Genomic DNA, 269 nt, shown 5'->3' on the forward strand with positions numbered 1-269 from the left:
CGGTGTGCAGCCCCATATAACCTTGCTCACGCAGATCTTCGCCTTTGGTGATCCGATAAGTCACACGATCGCCCGCGACGTTGCTGAGCAGATCAAAAGCACGCTGGGCCAGTTGCGATGGTCCCAATTCTTCTGCCGGTGCGTTGATGGTGTCACGCACCCAGTCGATGATCATCAGGCGGTTATCCAGTTCCTGGCGCTGGGCATCGTCCAGATCCGGCCACTCCACTTTACGCGTGCCTTTCGGGGCTTTGTAACCTTGCCAGAAT

The 269-nt window shown here is 56.9% G+C and carries 1 protein-coding gene; it reads right to left on the reverse strand.

Translation table 11 applies throughout. The features are described 5' to 3' along the window. The coding region (locus SB822_RS57495; RefSeq protein WP_410859162.1) for a hypothetical protein at positions 1-269 on the reverse strand (269 nt) is incomplete at both ends.

It is taken from the genome of Paraburkholderia sp. SIMBA_054 (assembly GCF_046534875.1).
In the GTDB taxonomy this organism is placed as follows: Bacteria; Pseudomonadota; Gammaproteobacteria; order Burkholderiales; family Burkholderiaceae; genus Paraburkholderia; species Paraburkholderia hospita.